This window comes from Lysinibacillus sp. FSL K6-0075, assembly GCF_038592945.1.
Taxonomy (GTDB): domain Bacteria; phylum Bacillota; class Bacilli; order Bacillales_A; family Planococcaceae; genus Lysinibacillus; species Lysinibacillus fusiformis_F.
Genome location: NZ_CP151947.1, coordinates 2,907,189 through 2,928,675 on the forward strand (window position 1 = coordinate 2,907,189; position 21,487 = coordinate 2,928,675).

Genomic DNA, 21,487 nt, shown 5'->3' on the forward strand with positions numbered 1-21,487 from the left:
TCTCCTTACATTTTGGCATCCATTGCCGTACGCAATGCATCCCCAAACCAATTAAAAATAAGAACGGTTAATGAGATCATGATGCCTGGTATAAACATAAGCAGTGGCTCACTCATTAAATAGGTTTTACTATCATTAATCATCATGCCCCATTCTGCCATTGGTGCCGTTACACCTAACCCTAAAAACGACAGCTCCGAAATTAAAAGTATTGTTGAGCCAAGCCCGATTAGTTTCAACAAAAATATTTGTGGAAAGACAAACGGCAATATATGCCTCATAATAATGGATCGTTTCGGTACACCAGTCACACGTGCATACTGTACATAGGTGCTTTCTTTTAAAGAACGCACCATATTGCGAATAATACGCGCAAAACCTACCCACGACACAAAAATGATTGCCAAAAACATATTTTTAATGCCGCCACCTAGCGCACCCACAATGACTAGGGCAAAAATAAAATCAGGAATGGATAGGAGAACATCGCAAATACGCATCAAGACTAAATCAACCAGCCCACCCATGTATCCTGCCAAACACCCTACGATGATGCTAATGATGAATGTAATGAACAGTACGCCAGAGGCTAGCAGCAGAGAGGTGCGTGTACCATATAATAAACGTGATAGTACACATCGCCCCAGATGATCAGTCCCTAAAGGGTAGTGCATAGAAAAACCTTGTAATTTATTGGCTATATCCGTTGTATAAGGATCATGAGGCGCTAACCAAGGAGCAAATAGAGCCATCACCACCAGCACAAGTACGAGTAAACTACTGATGATGAGTGGTAGATTCTTTTTCATTAAAGAGCTCCTCCTTTCAGCCTGACACGTGGATCAACAACAGCACAAAGTATATCTGCTATAAAATTGATGGTGATATACAATCCCCCAATGATGACAATAAAAGCTTGCAGTACAGCGTAGTCCCTTGCCAACATGGCCTCTACAATAAAATGGCCCACGCCTGAAATGGCAAAAACATTCTCAATAATCGCGGCACCACCCAGTAAACCACCACAGGTCATCGCAAGGGATGTGATAAGTTGTGGTAAAATGCCTTTGAAAATATGTTTACGCAAAATAACCGTTTCTTTTACACCTCTTGCACGGGCAAATAGAACATGCGGTTTCTTCATTTCTTCTCTCATGCTTGAACGAATTAACCGAATGTAATAAGGTATAAATCCTAAAGCTAGCGTTATTGAGGGTAAAATGACATGAGCAAAACTCCCCCACCCCATGAGAGGTAGTACGCCCCATTTCAAAGCCACCGTGTAAATGAAGAGAAAGGCCAGCCAAAAACTGGGCATGGAGGCGATTGTAAAGATTGTGGTACGTGTAAACCAATCCAGCCATCCACCGTTTTTTCTTGCAGACCAAATGCCAATGACAAAGCTAGTGACAATGATTATGATCAATGCTGTTGCCGCTAATAGTATTGTCGTCTCAAAGCGTTGAAACAGTTCTGTTGTCACTGCCTTTCTCGATACAAAGGAAGTTCCAAAATCCAATTGCAGTGCATGGCTGAGCCAATTAAAATATTGTGTCCACACTGGTTGATCAAGACCCATTTCTTGACGCATACTTGTCATGGCTTCTTCAGTAGCTGGAATTTGATTGATTGTAAAATAAGCTTCAACAGGATCAACAGGAATGAAACGAATTAACCCAAAGGCAATGATGGTTATACCAAGCAACGCTAAAAACATACTTGCTAGCCGTTTAACAAAAAATGGCACCATTTTAACTATTTCACCTCATATTGATTGAGTGGCACTTCAAATTGCTGCATAGAAAACGATAAATTGGCTAGACGTTGATTGGCCACCAAATAATTTGTCCGATAAGATAATGGCATGAAAATCGCCTCTTCATGAATAGTTTGTAAAATGGCTTCATACAAGCTACGTCTCTCTGATTCATCCGTTGAGCGAATCACTTTAGCAATATTCGCTGCTAATGGTTCTGCTTGTGCTATGCCTTTTAACGCATAATAGCCAATTTGCTTTTCCCCCGTCATCATCCGTAAATACATATGTGGATCATAGGGTGCTCCCCATGTATCATTCATAATGACATTGAACTCACCTGTTTTACTTCGCGTTCGGAAAAGTTGATCTTCTTCTCCAATCAGTTTGACCTCTACACCCAATTCCCGCCATGCGCTCTGTAAATATTCGAAAATAGACTTGTGCACTTGGTCATTACTGTTATACGGAATCGTTATGGTCAATGCTTGACCGTTTTTAGAACGGAACGGTGCCCCTTTTTCAAAGTGCCAGCCTGCTTTATCCAATAGTTGCTGCGCCTTTTCTAAATCATAGCTGTAAGAATCAAATTGAATATCACTATATGGAAACCCTGGAGCAAATAATGATTTGGCCTCTTGCTCAATGCCATTTAACACATGTTCAATAATTGTTTGTCGATCAAAAGCATACTGCAGCGCAAGTCTGACATCTTTATCTTGGGTCACACCATAGTCTGAATTGAAAGATAGTATTCTAGTAGAGGAAGGTTCAGAAATCATCGTTTGATAATGTGGATTTTTCTCTAAAACTTGGAATTCCTCAGGCGCTAATTGACCACTTCCGAAAATTAAATCAATATCCCCTTTTTCAAGTGCCATCATCCGTGCTTGTGAATCAGGAATGATTTTGACAATCACTTTTTCTAACTTAGGCTTCTCTCCCCAATAATGCTCATTGCGTGTAAACTCAGCAAAATTGTCTTGCTGGTAAGCAGTTAAAATCCAAGGACCTGTTCCAACCGCTTTTTCAATGCCATCTTTGGTTGACCCGCTTGCTGGGAAGCCACTATCCCCTAACATACGTAATGGACGAATCAACGTTAACTCCTGTAAAAATGGATAGTAAGGCTCTTTTAAATGAATCTGTAATTTCAGCTCATCTAAAACTTCTACCCGATCAATGACTGCCACCACTTCTAGCCAACTATGCGGTGCAATATTCTCCACTACGGCTTCGATATTACGTTTAACATTGTCTGCTGTAAGGTTAGAACCGTCTGAATACAACACATTATCTCGTAATGTAAATAGGTAGCGCTTACCATCTTCGGACATTTCCCATGCTGTTGCTAATCCTGGCTCTATTTGTCCGTCATTTCCATAGCGTACAAGCGGATCGTATAACATTGCCTGGGCAAACATTTCATTTGGAGCATACAGATGTGGATTCACTTCTCCAATATCCTTTGGCCAAGACATTGTTAAAACATGCTCTTGTTCACCTTTTGCCTTTTCTTTTTTCGTCTTGTCATCAGATTGTCCGCAAGCCACAAGCACACTTACAATGAATAGGACTAGTATACTCATTATTTTTTTCAATTCACTTTCCCCTTTATACAAATCGTAATGATTACTATTATCATTCAAAATCGAATTTTAAATGATTCAGGACTTTTTGTAAAGTAGATATCCAAAATTAAATTTTACTAGCGGCAAAAACATAAAAAAACACCTCCTCTGCTCATGGAACAAAGGAAGTGCCTTATTTCTTAATAGAGTGCTATTTTAGTATGCAATAGCTCATGTAGTTCATGTAATTTTTTAATTTCATAATGCGGTTCAATACCACTCGTATTTTCAGTATTACGGATGTTAAACCAGCATGTATCGATACCTGACAGCAATCCGCCTTTTATGTCTGATGTCAAAGAATCGCCGATAATAAGCGTCTTTGCTTTATCAAAATGCTCAATGCGTTCAAATACATAATCAAAAAAGGCAGGCATTGGTTTTTGATAACCCGTTTGCTCGGAGATAAAGATGCCTTTAAAATATTGCGCTAAATCAGCATCCACTAGTCGTTTATTCTGTGTCAGCGTTACGCCATTTGATACGACATACAAATGATAGTGATTAGCTAGTTGAGCGATAACTTCATAAGCCCCCTCTACATAATGATGTGCTTCCTGTAAGTATTTTTGGAATAAAGATTCAAAATAGACGCCATCGACCTCCATCCCAAATTCTTTTAAAGCAACCGCAAATCTTGTATTATGTAGTGTATTTTTTGTCACTTCCCCACGCTCAAATGCTCGCCACATCGATTCATTAATTTCTTTGTAGCGCGCAATCATCTCGGGTGTAGTTGCTATCTTTTCCTCTTTAAACATGCGGTCAAGTGCTGCATTTTCAGCTAAATCAAAATCTAGTAATGTATCATCTACATCAAACAATAATATCTCATATTTCGTCATGTTCATTCCCACTTTCTTTGATGCATTGTGACTATTTACTCTATATCATGATAACGTGTTTTATAAAAAATAACAGTAAAATGTCCTATGACAGAATATTAGGACATGTATGCGCTTTATATACATGTTTATCAGTCCATTGAAACAGAGGAACTTTTTCCTATATTGGGTAAAAAAATATTCGTCTAGACCTAAAATAGCCCGTTATGCAATTTCATATTTGAAAATATTGATGAATATGAGACAATAGAATGCTAGAAAGGAAGATGTACGAAAGATGACAACCCTACAAAAAATAACGCCTGTCTTTGATCCATGGGAAGCTTATTTAGATGTGGAACAACATGGACATATGACGCTCTCTAATATTGAATTTACAACAACAACACTTTGTAATATGCGCTGCGCACACTGTGCAGTAGGCTATACATTACAAAATAAAGACCCTGAGGCATTACCAATTGAAATAATTCTAAAACGCTTAGATGAAATACCCCATTTAAAAACACTCAGCATTACTGGTGGTGAACCGATGATGAGTAAAAAGTCTGTCCAGAATTATGTGCTCCCGCTTTTAAAATATGCGCACGAACGTGGTGTACGAACACAAATGAACTCCAACTTAACATTGGAGCCAGCACGTTATTTACTGATTGCACCTTATTTAGATGTCCTTCATATTTCCCATAACTGGGGAACGATAGATGAGTTTGTGGAAACGGGCTTTGCAATGATGGAGCGCAAACCAACATACGACCAACGTGCTGCTTTATTCCAACGTATGATTGATAACTCAAAAATGCTAGCTGAACATGGCGTAATGGTATCAGCAGAAACAATGTTAAACAAAAAAACTTTACCATACTTAGAACATATTCATAACCAAATCATCCATGAAATGAAGTGTGCACGTCATGAGGTGCATCCAATGTACCCATCTGACTTTGCAAGTGCGCTTACTTCTTTATCACTAGAGGAAACGCGTGAAGCCATTCATCACCTCTTAGATATTCGTGATGACAATACGTGGATGTTGTTTGGCACACTCCCGTTCTACCCATGTAGCACGAATGAAGCGGATCAAAAGCTGTTGCAACGTCTCCGTACAACGAAGAATGTCACAATGCGTAATGACCCAGATGGTCGTTCACGATTAAATATCAATATCTTTACAGGCGATGTAATCGTTACCGATTTTGGTGACACACCAGCCCTTGGCAATATTGTACATGATGAACTACCATTGATCTTTGACAAATGGATGGCTACTGACTTGGCGAAATCGCTTAACTGCCATTGTCCAGCTGTCAAATGCTTAGGGCCAAATGTACTAGTAAAAAACATGTATTATCAAGATGCCGCATTTGTAAGTGGCTCTGCTCGCATATAAGTTAATTTATAAATAGAGAGACTCCATGTTGAACAAAGACTGATCAACATGGAGTTTCTTTTTTCATATAGAGCGATAAATCGTAGGTTATACCTGCTCTTTAATGCGTAGTATATAATTGTTCGATAGTAAGTGAGGAATCCGCCTCTTGATTTTTTTTGTCTTCGGAGATGATTTTCCCTTCATAAATCAATTCACCTGTTTTTAAATCAACGATAGACAACCACTGTCCGTCAGAAACTCGATACACTAAATAAAATTTACCATCTGTTATACGTAAAAAAGGAGCATCCTTCTCACTCGTAATGCTTGAATATTGAAGGGTAAAAGGTTTTTCCCACAGTTTTTTTTCAATATGATAACGATGCAGCGTTAAACCATTAGCTGAATAAACAGGAATGAATATTGTTTCTTCATGAATATGCATTGCCTTCCGATAGGGTTTTAATTCTTCTGGAATAATCCATTCCTCTACTTCATTCTTGGCATTGTTATAAAGATAAATTTGACTAGAGATAACTTCTGGTTCAGTATCTTCTTTTCGATCACTGTATTTTTCCACCATATATAAATAATAATTTTCGTTTTGAATCGTATTGTTTTCATTAAAAATACGGATATTGGATGTGCCTCTTTCGTCTGACACTAATTCTGCAAGGATGGAGTCCCTTTCTAATTCCTTGCTGTTTTCATCAATCGTATAGATATGCAACTCTTCCCTACCTTTTACAAGATAGTTTGCTGATAAATAGTTAGTTGTTAATATATTTATTTTTCCATTCCCTACATAGATGTCATTCACAATAACCCAATCATAGCTTGGTTGGACTGGTATATCGATTTTAAAGGAAGAACTGTCATTTGTATTTTTATCCAGTGTATCGATTTGAAGAGTCAATACATTGCCTTTAGCTCCTTTTCGACCATCATCTAGAAACGTTGTGTAAATCAAACGTGCTTTGTCTTCAAAATATTTTCTTGGATCAAATTCTTTCCCTCGCATAAAATTACGGTGTTCATCAATATATTTCCGAAGAATCATAGGCTCATTCGGGGCAATCAAATCTCTAAAAAAAGACTGATTATTTGGATTCGTGGAACCATCCTTTGATATGTACAACATATGATAAAATTCATTACTCTTATAACTTGTTTGAAGGATAAGATTTTCGATTTCTTCCTTGTTTCCGCTGATCGTTTCAATTTTAAAGGATCTATCATTTTTGGAAGCCATTGCTGTTTTTTGGATATAGTAAGAACTGATTATCGCCACGATTAAGATACTAATACATATTATTTTCCAATATTTTTTCATTGTTATACCTCCTCTAGACCCTGATTTTATATTTTAGTAAATGATTCGCAATCCAAATGGCACTTCCTAAAACGATCATGCTTGCTACCACTACCATTAAGAAAATTTCAAGTGGATAAAAATAGTTTGTATAGAAATTAACGAAGAAGATTGGAGCATAAAAGACAACGAGTGACAACAATCCATAAAAAATTGCACCAAAGATACCTTTTAAACCATAACTTCGCTCAATTAAAATGGCCGTAAATATTACTGCTACGAAAAGTAACCCAACTGCATATACCAGGATAAACTCTGTAAAGGTAGTCGGATACAGCCACCTCCACATATTTAGAGTAGAACTAGAATAAATTGAAAAATTTGATTGCAAATCTATTGGTATCATGCTATTGACAATTTGTTTTTCCATCAAAATTAGCACTATTTGCAAGGCAATCAATCCAAGAACCAGAAGCATTATGGTTGTTAATTTAGCAAAATAAATGACCATTCTTTCGGTTGGCAACATTAATAATCTGTAAATGAATGTATTTTTTCCAAACCAATCTCGATACCAAATAAAGAAAACATAAATCATCAGCATGGCGATACAAAAAAGGATTGGCAGCAGAAACCATTCAGAATCAGTGAATTGATCAAAAGAAAAAGTCCCATATTGCTCCTTATACTGGTTCATAGATAACTGTTTTTCAGCCATCATCTGTTTGGCATTTTTCATATAGGTTTGTGAGATGATCCATGCTCCAATGAGCTGACTAAGAATGGTCAAGCCTATTAAAATAAGGTACAATTTAAAAAATCGATTTACTTCAAAATTGACAAGTTTTAAATAGTTTTTCATGCTCGATATACCTCCCTCATCACATCAACAACTGATTTCCCTTCATTCTCACGTACTTCCTCCACGCTAAATTCCCTCAATACTGTACCGTCATCGATAAGGACTGCTTTATCAATCAAGTGTTCAATATCACTAATTTCATGCGTTGTTATAATAACTCCACGTTCTTCAATTAAATGGCTTGTAAACACTTCTGCAATCTGTTCACGAGAGAAAATATCAATACCAGAGAATGGTTCATCCATCAGTAAGTAATCCACATCCAGTGACAAACCTAGTAGCATATTCACTTTCGCTGTATTCCCTTTCGATAAGTTAGCAATTCGTTCAGTTGGATCAAGTTTAAAAAATTGCAGTAATTCTTCTGCCCTCTGAGGATTCCAGCTTTTATAAAAATCAGCCATGAACGTAAAAGCTTCACAGATTTTCATTTGTGGCAACATCGTTATTGTGTCGGGGATGAAGGTGATTTTTTCAAAACTTTTTTTTGTGATTTTTTCTCCATCAATCAAAATTTCACCGCTATTAATTGGTGTGAGCGCCATAATAGCTTTCATAATTGTCGTTTTTCCTACACCATTTATTCCGATTAAACAAGTAATCTCCCCTTTTTCTGCAGTAAAAGAAAAGTCTTTTAAAACCTGCTTCCTGCCGTACTTCTTCTTCACATTTTTTACTTCAATCATTTCGATTCCTCCGCTTCTCCGCTTTCGGCATCATGTTTTTTCTTTACGAGTTCCAACACTTCTGCTAACGGCACATCGATAGATTTAATAGAGCCTAAAAATAAGTCAACCGCTTCGATAATCAATTCCTCACGGACATTTTTAAGGACCGCTTCATCTTTCGTAATGCAGCTAGGCATATTCCCCTCTGTAAAAATCAATCCTTGTTCCTCCATTTCCTTATAAGCTCGTTGTGCAGTATTAGGGTTAATCTTTAACTGATTGGCTAATTCCCTTCTGGATGGAATTTCCTGACCAGGCTCATAAAATCCCTTGGCAATTTGTTCTTTCAAATGCCGAATCACCTGGACATACACCGGGTCCCGATTATTAAAGTTTATAGTCAATTAACTCAACTCCTCAAAAATTAATTTTGTGTATTAACCACTTAATACACAGTGTGCATAATGATGGATTGCACCTATCATGGACCTATTATTTTTTAGTGTATTAATCACTTAATACACAGTCATTAAAAAAATGTATTAAACAGTTAATACACTTCTTGAAATGTATTATATGCTTAATACACATTTTAAGTCAATCATTTTTATGGAAATCACAACCAGTTGTGAAAGATATAAGAAAATACTATTCAAACTAACTACAGCAGGTCAAAATGATTGATTTTTAATAGGGATATCAGCACTAAAAAAAGCGATTCTTGGATAGAATCACTTCGTTTCATCTGTGCTGGTCTAAAAGGATGATATTACCATCAGGGTCTTCAATTGTTAGATTTGCTGGCCCATTGCTTGCTTCATCTGCTTCAGATAATAATGACATCCCCTTTGCTTTAAGCTCTTTTTGAATAGCTCGAATGTCTGTAAATGACTGAAGATTCTCAGCATTTTCATTCCATCCTGGATTAAATGTTAAAAGGTTCTTTTCAAACATTCCTTGGAATAAACCAATGACACAACCTTCATTTTTCATAATGAGCCAGTTTTGCGTTATATCACCCATCATCACTTCAAATCCCAGCTTTTCGTAAAATGATTTTGATTTGTGAATGTCCTTCACACTTAAACTTACAGAGAATGCACCTAGTTTCATCATAATCCTCCAATAAAAGTTAATTTGGTAAATTAAGTATACTATTTTATTAAGATTTTTGTTATTATTTCTTCTTAAAAAACGGTAAACCACATAAAGTAAAGCCGAGTGAAAAAGTCATTGACAAAAATACAATTTGATAAAAATCGATTTTTGATGGCTCTATTACATAGTAAATGATTAAGCTACAACTACTATATAAAATAAAACAAGTCATGAATTGATAGAACCTTTTTCTTTTATCTATTTTATTCAATTTTCTTATATTGATTAGAGATTTCATGACGAAGAAAATACAAAATAAAAGAAGGAAAATTAAAAAACTAAATACAAATTTTGCTGCAAGTAAATGATCAATATCCTGATATACAATAAAAAAGGTAATGATCATTCCAACTACAATTAGCATGTACAACATGCCTGTAAAAATATTTTTCTTCAATCAGACTACCCCAAATTCTTTATTTATCACTACGCCCATCTTCTCAATAATCATGCGATTTGTTAACTGGTAATTAATGCATGATACTTTGTATTTATTTCGTACTAACAATAAAACAAAATTTTTTGTTCACAGAACGTATAAAAAATAATTGTTGATCTATACTATTAAAGATTTCACTTCAAATCCAATGACTAGGAGGGTTAACCCGATGAGTGCGATTGATCGATAACTCAGAAGGACCATCAAAGCTGAATAAGCTAAAGTACAGATTTCTTAGGAATATCTTAAGATCCTATGCGGAAGCGAGGCAGTGTGTCATGGAGCAAAAAATGTAAGTGGTAATCAGACCCGGAAATTTATTTCCGGGTTTTCTATTTTGTCCATCTATTTGCAATTAGGAATGGCTTATTCAATTTGTTCTAAAACCAAAATAAAACATAAAAAAATCACCTCGTTGAATAATTACGAGATGATTTTTAGCAAATTTTATTTTTTCTATATTAATTCCTTTGCCAGGAATCTATAGGTATTTAAACGACTTTCTAATTCATATTGATTGCAATTTAGCATCACTTCATCAAAGCCATAGCGTTCTTGCTCGGCGCTTAAAAAAGCAGCAACGTCTTGTGGGGTCCCGACAAGATTCGCCTTGCGATTATTGTCAATCGTCAATTTATCCATTTCTGTTAATGGGTAATCCTTTGCTTCTTCGGGTGACATCGTTTGAATGATTTGCCCTTTCATTAATTGAAGACGAGAAATATCGATCGGTTTAGCTAAATATTCCGCTTCTTCTAATGTAGGGGCAACGGTTGCTGCATATGTCACAATGATTTGTGGTTTATCCATATAATAAGAAGGTGTGAAGTAGGCTTTATAGGCATCAAAGATATCCTTTGACATATTGCCAGTGAAAAATTGTGCATACGAATAGCCTACTCCCAGTTGTCCAGCCTGCATTGCACTCTGACCACTCGAGCCTAGTAACCAAGCCTCTGGTAATGAAATATGAGCAGGAGCTGCAACGACTTGATCATAGACATGTTCACCTGTTTTTTGATTATTCATCAGTTTTAATATGATTTCGAGCTTATCATACTGTTCCGTGAAGCGTTGTCGTCTTCCCTCTGCCAATGCATAAATAGCTGCATGATCACCGCCAGGAGCTCTACCTACACCAAAATCAATACGATTTGGTGCTAGTCCCGACAATGTTTTAAAAACCTCTGCTAGCTTATAGGGTGAATAATGCATCATCATAACGCCACCTGTACCAATGCGTAGGCGTTTTGTTTTCGCAGCTAAAAAAGCAGCGGTTACTTCAGGAGCTGAACTCGCCAATGACTGACTATTATGGTGTTCAGCTAGCCACATTCGATGATAGCCAAGTTCTTCACCTAGTAGTGCTAGTTGTTCTGTACGTTGGAAGGCTTCCTCTGCAGAATGACCTTTTGGAATGGGCATTTGATCTAACATACTTAATCTCATTTAAAACATCCTCTCTGTCTCTAGCTCCCCCTTTTACTGTAATACAGTTTGGATGATTTACAAAATAAAAAACCTTACTCATAAGCTAGTTGTTTCTTTTCCCATGTGTGATAGACCATGCCAACAAGCTTTTGTTGTTGTTGCTGATTTAATACTACATCTTTAAATTTCATTGCCTCTAGAGAAAATTGCTGCGTTTGTTCGTTCACGACAAATTGGAGGATAGCATGTCCTTTTTCGTCTTGAAACGTTATATCACCTGATAATTCTACAACTTGTTCCCCTGTTTTCGCTTCATAATAGCGCCAGTAAGGTTCAAAAAAAGCGTAATTAAATGCATTTCGAACTGTGACATCCGAAAAATTCTCCAAATAACCTTCCTTTACGGTATCAATATACTCATGGTCTGTTATATCTTTTTTTGCATTAAAGACATACCCTACAAGTACTCCCATAAACACAACACAGAGAAATACGCGTATATGATTTCCTAAACTCATGTCATCACGTCCCCTTTACGTAAAAACACCATCATTTACATAATACATCAAAATAATGACTCCAAGTAGAAATTTTTTGAATAATGTAGAAATTATCATCAACCTTTATTCAATCACTTCATTTACTTCTATCAAAAAATAATGGAAAGCGTATTTACAGCCCACCCTCATTTCGCTACTATCAGTTTATTATGATAGAAAAGAGATGACCTATTGTGCCTTTTGATTTAGATGTAAATATTTTATTAATCTTACTCCTCTTCGGTTTTTTAGCAGCCTTTATTGATTCAGTGGTTGGAGGAGGCGGGCTTATCTCTTTACCAGCTCTTCTGTTTGTTGGCCTTCCTCCCTCTGCTGCAGTAGCAACCAATAAATTGGCAGGTACGATGGGTTCCCTTACTAGCACAGTGACATTTTATCGCTCTGGTAAACTAGATATTAAAGCCGTCTATAAGCTATTTCCTTTTGTCTTTTTTGGTTCTATGCTTGGTGCTTGGATTGTCCACTTAATGGACCCAAGTGTATTGAAGCCCTTAATGCTGATTATGCTTGCAGCCGTGGCCATCTATACCATCTTTAAAAAAGACTGGGGCAGTATGACTACCTATAAACAATTAACGCCAAAACGCTCTTTTATTTTTGTTATCGTAATGACGCTTATTGGCTTTTATGATGGCTTTTTAGGACCTGGGACAGGCTCATTTTTACTGTTTGCTTTTCTCATGGTTGGTTTTGATTTTTTACAATCGGCGGGGAATGCTAAATTCTTAAATTTTGGCAGTAATATAGCGGCCCTTCTTATGTTTATATACTTAGGACAAATAAATTATGCCTATGGTCTACCAATGGGCCTAGCACAAATTGCAGGTGCCATAGTTGGCTCAAAATTTGCCATTAAACGCGGCAGTGGCTATGTACGTAAATTATTTATCGTTGTGACCATTCTATTACTCTTGAAAAATACATATGACTATTTTTCATGATGAACCGTTATGACGACGTATGCCAATACGATAGAAGGATCAAACTTATCTCAAATGGGGGTAAGTTTTTTTCATGGTATCAACTTTTTCCCTCTTCTCGTACGTCTAGTAAATGTATACAATTTGACAATGTTAAAAAAGGAGCTTCTTTGGACATGAAAACAAGAAATGCATTTCAACATGAAGAGGTGTTTGTCCAATTCATTCGAGAACAAAAAGAGCGTTTTTATTTGCTCGCGTATAGCTATACAAAAAATGAACAGGACGCACTAGATGTTGTACAAGACAGTATCCAAAAAGCCATGCTTTCATTAGATCGACTTGAAAATGTGACCTATATGAAAAGCTGGTTTTACAAAATAGTTGTCCGTACAGCCATAGATTTTTTACGTAAGCATAAACGCTTACAAGTGACAGATGACGATACATTACAATATTTGACACCTGCTCAAGAGGATGTTTATGAGAACGTTGACTTGGAGCATGCGTTGGATGAGCTCCCGCAAATGTATCGTGAGGTTGTCATTCTCCATTATTTTGAGGATTTAAAACTCGCTGACGTGGCGAACATCCTCGATATTAAGTTGAGTACAGCCAAATCGCGTCTTTATAAAGCATTAAAACTATTGAAAATACAATTGGAAGATGTGAAGGGAGAAACTGCACATGGATAAAAAATTACAGGAGTTAGAAAAACAATATATGGAAGTCCCGATTCCGAAAGAACTAGATTTCGTGGTTGAAAGAGCACTTAAACAAGGTCGTAAAAAGAAAAAAAATCGTACACCACAATGGGTACTTGGATCTGCCGCTGCAGCTATGCTGTTTACTGCTGGTTTAAATGTGAGTCCTGCAATGGCTCGTACGCTCTCAGAAATACCCGTAGTCGGTAGTGTGATAAAAGTATTAACTTGGACAGAATATGAGGTTGCAGAAGACAATTATGATGCAAATATTAAAGTACCTTCTATCGAAAATTTAGAAAATCAAGATCTTGCTCATACATTAAATGAAAAGTATCGTGCTGAAGGTAAAACACTTTACGATGAATTTATGGCAGAAGTAGGCGATTTAAAATTGAATGGTGGAGGTCATTTAGGTATCGATAGTGGCTACGAAATCAAAACCGATAATGAACAAATTTTATCGATCGGTCGTTACGTAGTGAATACCGCTGCTTCTTCTTCAACGGTGATGGAATACGATACGATTGATAAAGAGAACGAAATTTTAATTACATTACCTATGCTCTTTAAAGATAAGCACTATATTAATGCAATCAGTGAAAATATCAAAGAACAAATGCGTACTCAAATAGCTGAATCGAATCAGGATAAAGTTTATTGGGTGAAGGGTGCTGGACTTGCCGATGAAGAAATAATGGAGGAATTTACAGCCATTAAACCCGATCAGCAATTCTATATTTCTGATAAAGGCAAGCTTGTGATTTCCTTTGATAAATATGAAGTAGCACCTGGCTATATGGGCGTTGTAGAATTTGAAATTCCAACAGATATTTTAAAAGAAGATCTTGTAAGCACAAAATATATTCATTAATTTAGCTTATTTTTCCTATGACGAGGTATTGGATGATTGCATCAGCCAATACCTCGTTTTTTCATAAAGCCATACCATTTTCTGCTTATAAAGACGTCATTTTTTGTCTAAGCTAATATGTATCAATCAATGTTAGAGGGTTTTCAACATGAAAGGTGTAGGATCAATCAGTATTTTACATGTCATCTTCCTATCAATGACTGTTATTGGCTTAAAAAATCATGTAACCATTATTCCCCCACTGCTAGATGTGGCCAAAAGAGATGGCTGGCTATCGGTATTGTTGGCTGGAGGCATTATTTTCTTTTGGCTATTTTTATTAGTATATATTCAATCGAAGTCTAAACAGGAGCCTATTCGAGACTGGCTAACCGAAAAAATCGGAAAAATTGGCTCTTCTATTGTTATTTATACAATTGTTATTGTTTTAATGATTATGGCAGCTTTCACGATGGTCGAAACATTGCAATGGGTGAATACAACATTTTTACCACAAACACCTGTTATCATTTTGTTATTTATCTATACTATTCTGTGTATTCTCCTTGTGACGACTAGCTTACAGACGATTGTCATTTTAAACGTTTTTGTATTATTCGGTGTAGTTATCTTTGGCTTTTTCGTTGCCTTTACCAATATGCAGGTAAAAGACTATGAATTATTGCGTCCATTTTTTGAGCATGGATTTCAGCCTGTGTTTCGAGGCATGATATTCCCTTCATCCGGGTTTATTGAGCTTTTAATGCTGCTATTTTTACAGCATCAATTTAAGGAACGAATTCGTTGGTACCACTTTGCTATTATGCTGGCGATTTTAGTAGGATTGACGTTAGGACCATTAATTGGGGCCATTACAGAATTTGGACCAAATGAAGCGGCTAAGCAACGCTATCCTGCCTATGAAGAATGGGGATTAGTAACAATCGGTCGCTATATTGAGCATCTTGACTTTTTCTCCATCTATCAATGGCTAACAGGAACCTTTATTCGCGTAAGTTTCCTTGTATATATCGTGGCAGATTTATTGAAAATGACGGGAAATCCAAAGCGTATATGGCAAATGCTTGCTCCTCCCTTCTTTATCCTTTGTTTACCATTAATTATGCTAAATGAAAGCTTATTTTTGAAGGTAAAAGGAAATTATATACTAACTTCAACTTTTATTTTTTTCTTTGTGCTATCAATATTTTTCGTTATCGTAGCTTTCTTGTCGGATAAATCTTCTAAAAAGGGGAAAACTGAAAAACAAGACATGAAAAGTGGTGAATCGTAATGCCTCAGCAAGAGCAGCTGGATCTTAGTACGCTCAGAAAATTATTTCAAAAATCAGCAGATATTCAATTTCAGGAATATATGTTTAATCAGCAGAAAATACACTTTATTACGTGTGATGCCATGATTGATCAACAAATGCTTAATGAAGTGATTATTCAACGTATTCAATATTTATATGATCATTTGGATGAGGTTCCCTTTGAAGAGAATATTGCAAGGCATCTTCATGTTCCGAGTATTCAAAAAGTCCAAGACAAGGAACAGCTGATTACATTGGTCTATAGTGGCTTCTTGTTGTTGTATTTTGATGAAGACAATCTTTTGTATGCGAGTAATATTGCCCAAAAGCCAAATCGTCAACCTGAAGAAACGCGCATGGAGGTTCTTGTTAAAGGACCCAGGGATAATTTCATTGAAGATATTCGCGTCAATATTGCATTGATACGAAAACGCTTGCCGACCAATTCTTTTTGTGTAGAAAAAATGGAGCTTGGGAAACGATCGAAAACTACGGTAGCCATTCTTTACTTTGATGATATTGTGGATATGGATATTTTGCATGGAATCAAAAAGCAGCTTGCAGCCGTCGATACGGATATTGTTTTTAGTGGCGATTTATTGATGGAACGGGTGAATAAAAATTCCAAGCTTTTTCCGAAGTTTGATTATACAGGGCGCCCTGATTATGCGGTTCAAGCCTTGGCAAGAGGTCGATTTATCATTTTTGTAGATGGTGTCGCCTACGCCGTCGTTACACCTGTTAATCTGTTTCTATTGCTGAAATCGGCTGAGGATAATGAATACCCTATTATCTTTAGTTCACTCGAGCGATTATTAAGGATATTCGGTATTTTAATTGGGTTATTACTCCCTGCATTCTGGCTTGCCTTAACAACCTATCATCAAAATCAATTACCGCTTCAACTACTCGCAACCGTTGTGCAAGCAAAATCGGGCTTACCGCTTCCCTCTTCGCTTGAAATGCTGCTCATGTTGCTCATGTTTGAATTGTTTCGTGAAGCAGGCTTGCGTCTTCCCTCCGTTATAGGTGGAACCATCAGTGTTGTAGGTGGATTAATTATCGGGGATGCAGCCATTCGAGCAGGCGTAACGAGTCCTGAAATGATCGTTGTCATCGCTATTTCTACGATTGCCTCGTTTACATTAGTGAATCAGTCACTTGTTACTTCCGTCAGTATATTGCGTGTCGCCTTTATCTTTGCCAGTGCCTTTTTTGGATTATTCGGCTTCTTTGTTTCTTTATATCTGACCCTGCTTTACTTAAGTAATATTCGAATATACGGTTACTCTTACATGAATCTGGCAACAGATCTAAATTGGGCTACCATTAAAAAATCCATCTTTCGTTTATCACCTAAGGGCTATACAGAGCGCAACAAAGCACTGGCTCCTCAGGATTATACACGAACATCAAAAGGGCATGAAAACAAAGATTCCCAAAATTAAAACCAATAGCATCCCTTCAAAGCTGATAGGGATGCTATTTTTGTTCGCTCAAATATTTTGTGTCCTTTCTTTAATAGCGTCCAGTACACTTTCCCAATGATTTTTCATTTCTTCTCGTACTGTCTGATCAGAAAGATGTTCTTGATGAAAGCTAATGGTCGTTTTATTACGTTCTTTGGGTAAAATACGGATTTGTACGGTAGAAGGTTTTGACCACTCTTCCTTTTGCCAAGTCAATCGAAGCTGCTCTAACGGTTTAACAATCCTAATTTCGCCTGTCCCCGTCTTTGAATAGTACTTGTGCCCAGGCTCTAGTATAACTGCCGTGCCTTCACCCAACCATGCATGTATCCCTTCTGCCGTCGTAATCAGCGCCCATGCTTGCTCCTGCGAGATTGGAAATGTCCTTCTAACCCCTACTTGAAAGCCGACACTTTTCGTTTGACCGATGATTTTTTCGTTATCCATTGCTTCACCTCTACTATTTCATGATTTATAGTGGGACTGTTGTGTTCTATTCGATTTACTTGCTTAACATTCCTTCTATGTATTCACAAATTTCACTAAGTAAGGATCATATTTGTACTTCATACAAAATTAATTTGCACAGAAATATCACTTTAGAGCAATTAACCCAAACTCTGGATTTTTCATATTAAAAAAACCCAAGTTCAAATAATTTGAGTACTTGGGATTTACTTTATTTATAATCAATTAATCAAAATCATTCTCTTCCTCAATTTTCCGAATGACGCCTGTCTTTGCATTTACTTCTACTTCGTAAATCTTATTCTGAGCAGTCAAAATAAATATTTCATAGACTAAAGTTCCATTTTCCATATCCATGCCATAATGGATGATTTGACCTGGCACCCTTTGCATGGCAATTTGCATAGCATATTGAAGCGATACCCTTTGATTATTCGATGGCATTACCATTCAATCATCTCCCCCTTATTACATAAACCTATATTATGCATGTAGGGAAATAGTGTGCTTTTGATACAGCATGAGCAGTACAAGTAACTAAGGGAACTAAAAAAGGGAGATTGTTTTAAAAACAATCTCCCCTGTCCTTCATTTACGTCAATTCCACAAAATCTTTCTGAACGCTTTGTTCTGTTTGTCCTTTGCGAAATTGAATATGATGGAGTTTGGCAAAGATACCATTTTGAGCAACAAGCTCGTCATAAGTACCATCCTCTTCAATCCCTTTCGGTGTCACAACTAATACGCGATCTGCATTGCGAATAGTTGCCAATCGGTGGGCAATAACTAATGTTGTACGATTTTCAGCTAGCTCTGTTAATGATTGCTGAATAATCATCTCTGTTTCCGTATCTAAGGCAGATGTTGCCTCGTCTAAAATCAAGATCGGTGGGTTCTTTAGGAACATACGAGCAATCGCTAGTCGTTGCTTTTGCCCCCCTGATAATTTTAAGCCACGTTCGCCAATTTGTGTATCATAGCCATCTGGTAGCTCTGCGATAAATGCCTCCAAATGAGCCTTTTTCGCTGCCTCTCGAATTTCCGCTTCACTGGCGTCTAATTTTCCATAGGCAATGTTTTCGCGAATCGTCCCTGTAAATAAGAAGACATCCTGCTGTACGATACCAATTTGAGCACGCAATGACGCCTGCGTCATATTACGTATATCGATGCCATCAATCGTAATAGCACCATTTGTCACCTCATAAAATCGAGGAATTAACGAGCAGATCGTAGTTTTACCAGCACCTGATGGCCCTACAAAGGCAATCGTTTGTCCAGCTTTTACATTAAATGATATATCATTTAAAACTTGTTTTGATGCATCGTAATTAAAATCAACATGATTAAATGCAATATCACCATCTAAGTGTTTAATTACCTTTGCATTCTCACGGTCTTGAATTTCTGGCTCCTGCTCAATTAATTCACGGAAGCGCTTAAAGCCGGCCATTCCCTTCGGATAAAGCTCTAGTAAAGCACTAATTTTATCAATTGGCTTAATCAGGACATTCGTATATAGCACAAAGCTTACAAGTTCACCATAAGACAGCTTTCCATTGAAGCTTAACCAAGCACCGACAACAAGCACTACTAGTGTTAAGAGGCGTGTCATCATGTAAATACTGGAGTGTGTTCCAGCCATAATTTTATAGGCATATAGTTTGGCCGCACGGAAAAATCCATTTTGTTCTTTGAATCGGCTTATTTCAAATGCTTCATTCGTAAAGGATTTTACAACCCGTACACCGGATACACTATCCTCCACACGTCCATTGACATCAGCAATTTTGCCATACATCGTTTTCCATGCATTGTTCATTTTGACATTACTAAAGGTCACAAGCCAAGTTAAAAATGGCACCATGATCACTGCAATTAAAGCGAGTGTAGGGTTCACATTAAACATAATAGCAAAGGCACCAATAAAGGTCATTATCGCAATAAATAAATCCTCTGGTCCATGATGGGCAAACTCACCTATATCAAATAAGTCATTCGTAATGCGACTCATAATATGACCTGTTTTTGTATTATCAAAAAAACGAAATGATTGTCTTTGTACATGCGTAAATAATTCCTGTCGCATATCCGTTTCAATGTTAATGCCGAGTTTATGTCCTAAATAGTTTACGATAAAGTTCAAGAATGTACTAATTGCATAAACAAGCAGTAATAAGACACTTACTTTCACAATCATGCCCCAATCGCCTGATGGCAATAACTCATCGATAAACCACTGAACAGCTAATGGAAAGGCAAGCTCTAAGATCGCTACAATGATGGCACTCGAAAAATCGATGACAAACAATCGTTTATGTGGCTTGTAGTAGGAAAAAAATTTTCTATACATGTTTGTCCCCTTTCTAAGTTGTAAAAATTTCGCCTATCTTTTAATAGTACCATTTGTGCAATCGTAACGGAAAAGTATTTTTTCTCCATAGCAGTATATTTTTATTTACTTTCATTTTATTGCATGCTATTATGTTAGTAAGAATTGAATAGCTTTTGACTTTATTGTCAAAGGGGAGTAGCTAGCAGATGCGATCGAAGCATCTGATTCACATTCGTCATTACATGGTTTCTTACCATCGGGTGTGATGGCATAATTTGTCTCACAGAATACATTCTGTGCAACGAACAGTAAATTGCTTAGCAAGACCTTTGCCTATTTTTTAGGCAGGGGTCTTTTTCTTTTGCTTAAAATTGGGAAGAATATGTTAGAAGCAATCATTCATTTCTGTTCATTAATTAAAGGAGGAAACAAATTTGGAGGCAATTATTTTAGAATACGCATGGGTACTCGTCGTATTAATTGTATTAGAAGGTTTGTTAGCAGCAGACAACGCAGTCGTAATGGCAGTTATGGTAAAGCATTTACCAAAAGCACAACAACAAAAAGCTTTATTATATGGATTAGTGGGGGCATTTGTTTTCCGTTTCGCCGCATTATTCCTTATTACAACACTCGTTAATTTCTGGCAAATCCAAGCAATAGGTGCAGCTTATCTATTGTTTATGTCTATTAAGCATATTTATGATTCACGGAAAGCATCCCAAAACTCCGAAGAAATCCAAGAGCCGAAAAAACAATCTGGCTTCTGGATGACGGTTGTAAAAGTGGAACTTGCTGATATCGCGTTCGCGGTAGATTCTATCCTAGCAGCGGTAGCGATTGCTGTCACACTTCCACATATCGGTGATTTTGATATCGGCGGTATTAACGCTGGTCAGTTCGCAGTCATGTTCTTAGGTGGTATTATTGGTGTCATCATGATGCGTTTTGCAGCTCGTTGGTTTGTGAAAGTTCTTGACAAATTCCCGTCACTGGAAACAGCTGCCTTCCTAATTGTTGGCTGGGTTGGTGTAAAGTTAGCTGTATTAACATTAGCACATGAAAAATTAGGTGTGATTCCACATGAATTCCCCCACTCCACAATTTGGAAAGCTATTTTCTGGATTGTCTTAGTTGCTATCGCATTAGGTGGCTACTTAATCGGTGTCAAAAATCAAAAGAAACAAGCACAATAATGATGAAAAATTCGCTTCGATTACGATCGGGGCGATTTTTTCTAGCTTCTTTTTGAAAATTAAAAAGAAGGAATCTTCTAATTGAGAACGAATATCAATTAAATTTTGCACAAATTGCCTTGAAAATTAAATTTTTTGTATGTTACTACCTCTACACTGTATACTAGTAAAGAAGTCATTTACTGCAAAAGGA

At 36.9% G+C, this 21,487-nt stretch carries 21 protein-coding genes; 7 read left to right on the forward strand and 14 right to left on the reverse strand.

Annotation, left to right across the window (positions count from 1 at the left end):
* Positions 1–5 precede the first annotated feature (5 nt).
* The 4 genes from MHB65_RS14335 to MHB65_RS14350 form a co-directional block, all read right to left on the reverse strand.
* Complete coding sequence (locus MHB65_RS14335) at positions 6–809, reverse strand: ABC transporter permease subunit (protein ID WP_342440806.1); 804 nt, start codon at positions 807–809, stop codon at positions 6–8.
* The gene (locus tag MHB65_RS14340; RefSeq protein ID WP_342440807.1) at positions 809–1,750 is read right to left on the reverse strand and encodes an ABC transporter permease; all 942 of its coding nucleotides are present in this window, start codon (positions 1,748–1,750) and stop codon (positions 809–811) included. The genes MHB65_RS14335 and MHB65_RS14340 overlap by 1 nt, the downstream gene beginning before the upstream one ends.
* Before the next feature lie 5 nt (positions 1,751–1,755).
* The gene (nikA, locus tag MHB65_RS14345) at positions 1,756–3,357 is read right to left on the reverse strand and encodes a nickel ABC transporter substrate-binding protein (RefSeq protein ID WP_342440808.1); all 1,602 of its coding nucleotides are present in this window, start codon (positions 3,355–3,357) and stop codon (positions 1,756–1,758) included.
* 170 nt (positions 3,358–3,527) lie between these two features.
* A complete protein-coding gene (locus MHB65_RS14350; protein ID WP_342440809.1) occupies positions 3,528–4,232 on the reverse strand; it encodes a YjjG family noncanonical pyrimidine nucleotidase in 705 nt (234 codons plus the stop codon).
* A 277-nt stretch (positions 4,233–4,509) separates the two neighbouring features.
* On the opposite strand from MHB65_RS14350, the gene yfkAB reads away from it, so the two are divergent.
* Positions 4,510–5,622 (forward strand): radical SAM/CxCxxxxC motif protein YfkAB, encoded by a 1,113-nt coding sequence (gene yfkAB / locus MHB65_RS14355; RefSeq protein ID WP_342440810.1) that lies wholly within the window; start codon positions 4,510–4,512, stop codon positions 5,620–5,622.
* Between the two features lie 100 nt (positions 5,623–5,722).
* Here the strand turns inward: yfkAB and MHB65_RS14360 are convergent, their stop codons facing one another.
* The 7 genes from MHB65_RS14360 to MHB65_RS14390 form a co-directional block, all read right to left on the reverse strand.
* Entirely contained in the window at positions 5,723–6,937 is a 1,215-nt protein-coding gene (locus tag MHB65_RS14360) for a hypothetical protein (protein ID WP_342440811.1), read from the reverse strand.
* Positions 6,938–6,950: 13 nt separating this feature from the next.
* Positions 6,951–7,778 carry a hypothetical protein gene (locus tag MHB65_RS14365; RefSeq protein WP_342440812.1) on the reverse strand — a complete coding sequence of 276 codons (828 nt, stop codon included), beginning with the start codon at positions 7,776–7,778 and terminating at the stop codon, positions 6,951–6,953.
* Positions 7,775–8,464: an ABC transporter ATP-binding protein gene (locus MHB65_RS14370; RefSeq protein ID WP_342440813.1), complete on the reverse strand. Its 690-nt coding sequence runs from the start codon at positions 8,462–8,464 to the stop codon at positions 7,775–7,777. The genes MHB65_RS14365 and MHB65_RS14370 overlap by 4 nt, the downstream gene beginning before the upstream one ends.
* Positions 8,461–8,850, reverse strand: a complete 390-nt coding sequence (locus tag MHB65_RS14375; RefSeq protein ID WP_004230719.1) for a GntR family transcriptional regulator — start codon at positions 8,848–8,850, stop codon at positions 8,461–8,463. Before MHB65_RS14375 ends, MHB65_RS14370 begins: the two co-directional genes overlap by 4 nt.
* A gap of 337 nt (positions 8,851–9,187) precedes the next feature.
* Complete coding sequence (locus MHB65_RS14380) at positions 9,188–9,559, reverse strand: VOC family protein (RefSeq protein ID WP_342443749.1); 372 nt, start codon at positions 9,557–9,559, stop codon at positions 9,188–9,190.
* Positions 9,560–10,499: 940 nt separating this feature from the next.
* Positions 10,500–11,492 carry an LLM class flavin-dependent oxidoreductase gene (locus MHB65_RS14385; protein ID WP_342440814.1) on the reverse strand — a complete coding sequence of 331 codons (993 nt, stop codon included), beginning with the start codon at positions 11,490–11,492 and terminating at the stop codon, positions 10,500–10,502.
* Between the two features lie 74 nt (positions 11,493–11,566).
* Positions 11,567–11,992 (reverse strand): hypothetical protein, encoded by a 426-nt coding sequence (locus tag MHB65_RS14390; protein WP_036077327.1) that lies wholly within the window; start codon positions 11,990–11,992, stop codon positions 11,567–11,569.
* 215 nt (positions 11,993–12,207) lie between these two features.
* Between MHB65_RS14390 and MHB65_RS14395 the strand changes: the two genes are divergently transcribed.
* From MHB65_RS14395 to MHB65_RS14415, 5 genes are all read left to right on the forward strand, one after another.
* The gene (locus MHB65_RS14395) at positions 12,208–12,975 is read left to right on the forward strand and encodes a TSUP family transporter (protein WP_342440815.1); all 768 of its coding nucleotides are present in this window, start codon (positions 12,208–12,210) and stop codon (positions 12,973–12,975) included.
* A 155-nt stretch (positions 12,976–13,130) separates the two neighbouring features.
* Positions 13,131–13,649 carry a sigma-70 family RNA polymerase sigma factor gene (locus MHB65_RS14400; RefSeq protein ID WP_155594023.1) on the forward strand — a complete coding sequence of 173 codons (519 nt, stop codon included), beginning with the start codon at positions 13,131–13,133 and terminating at the stop codon, positions 13,647–13,649.
* Positions 13,642–14,532, forward strand: coding sequence for an RsiV family protein (locus MHB65_RS14405; RefSeq protein ID WP_342440816.1), 891 nt, complete (start codon positions 13,642–13,644; stop codon positions 14,530–14,532). The genes MHB65_RS14400 and MHB65_RS14405 overlap by 8 nt, the downstream gene beginning before the upstream one ends.
* A 148-nt stretch (positions 14,533–14,680) precedes the next feature.
* Positions 14,681–15,805, forward strand: coding sequence for an endospore germination permease (locus tag MHB65_RS14410; RefSeq protein WP_342440817.1), 1,125 nt, complete (start codon positions 14,681–14,683; stop codon positions 15,803–15,805).
* Positions 15,805–17,274 (forward strand): spore germination protein, encoded by a 1,470-nt coding sequence (locus tag MHB65_RS14415; RefSeq protein WP_342440818.1) that lies wholly within the window; start codon positions 15,805–15,807, stop codon positions 17,272–17,274. Before MHB65_RS14410 ends, MHB65_RS14415 begins: the two co-directional genes overlap by 1 nt.
* A gap of 48 nt (positions 17,275–17,322) precedes the next feature.
* Here the strand turns inward: MHB65_RS14415 and MHB65_RS14420 are convergent, their stop codons facing one another.
* From MHB65_RS14420 to MHB65_RS14430, 3 genes are all read right to left on the reverse strand, one after another.
* Positions 17,323–17,742 (reverse strand): SRPBCC domain-containing protein, encoded by a 420-nt coding sequence (locus MHB65_RS14420; RefSeq protein ID WP_342440819.1) that lies wholly within the window; start codon positions 17,740–17,742, stop codon positions 17,323–17,325.
* A gap of 246 nt (positions 17,743–17,988) precedes the next feature.
* Positions 17,989–18,213 (reverse strand): PepSY domain-containing protein, encoded by a 225-nt coding sequence (locus MHB65_RS14425; RefSeq protein ID WP_342440820.1) that lies wholly within the window; start codon positions 18,211–18,213, stop codon positions 17,989–17,991.
* A gap of 142 nt (positions 18,214–18,355) precedes the next feature.
* Positions 18,356–20,116, reverse strand: coding sequence for an ABC transporter ATP-binding protein (locus MHB65_RS14430; RefSeq protein ID WP_342440821.1), 1,761 nt, complete (start codon positions 20,114–20,116; stop codon positions 18,356–18,358).
* A gap of 416 nt (positions 20,117–20,532) precedes the next feature.
* Between MHB65_RS14430 and MHB65_RS14435 the strand changes: the two genes are divergently transcribed.
* Positions 20,533–21,294 (forward strand): TerC family protein, encoded by a 762-nt coding sequence (locus MHB65_RS14435; RefSeq protein ID WP_205444099.1) that lies wholly within the window; start codon positions 20,533–20,535, stop codon positions 21,292–21,294.
* Positions 21,295–21,487 lie beyond the last annotated feature (193 nt).